1 pseudogene is annotated in these 641 nt (G+C 58.8%); it reads right to left on the bottom strand.

Annotated elements, in window-relative coordinates:
* A pseudogene (gatB, locus tag B3520_RS16365) lies at positions 1 to 566 on the bottom strand (Asp-tRNA(Asn)/Glu-tRNA(Gln) amidotransferase GatCAB subunit B); the annotation flags it as partial.
* Positions 567 to 641: the final 75 nt, after the last annotated feature.

Here is a 641-nt window from a genome sequence, read left to right as displayed (position 1 = left end):
TGGGACATGTCGCCGTCGCAGATTTCCAGGGAGGTGACGATGTTGTGCAGCTGTTTGGCGAAGGCCACGGCTTCTTCGGCGCTGCGCATGTCCGGTTCGGTAACCACTTCGATCAGCGGGGTGCCGGCGCGGTTCAGGTCGATGCCGGTCATGCCGTGGTAGTCTTCGTGCAATGATTTGCCCGCATCTTCTTCGAGGTGGGCGTGGTGGATACGCACGCGCTTGGTCCGACCGCCTTCCAGTTGCAGGTCGACGTAGCCCGGGCCGACGATGGGTTCGGCCAGTTGGGTGGTCTGGTAGCCTTTGGGCAGGTCCGGATAGAAGTAGTTTTTCCGTTCGAATACGGAGCGCTTGCCGATTTCGGCATTGACCGCGAGGCCGAATTTGACGGCATTTTTGAATGCCTGTTCGTTGGCCACGGGCAGGGTGCCGGGCAGCGCCAGGTCGACGGCGCAGGCCTGGGTGTTGGGCTCAGCGCCGAAGGCGATGCTGGCGCCGGAGAATAATTTGGTGTTGGTGGAAAGTTGCACATGCACTTCCAAACCAATGACTGTTTCCCATTCCATCTTTAGTAACCTTAATTCGGTTGGTCTTGGGTGTTTTGTTTGAGTCCGGCTTGTGGTGGGGAAGACCGGTTGGAG

This window comes from Marinimicrobium sp. UBA4509, assembly GCF_002388575.1.
In the GTDB taxonomy this organism is placed as follows: domain Bacteria; phylum Pseudomonadota; class Gammaproteobacteria; order Pseudomonadales; family Cellvibrionaceae; genus Marinimicrobium; species Marinimicrobium koreense.
Note: the sequence above shows the minus strand (reverse complement) of the source record. Positions and strands in the feature narration are given on the sequence as shown.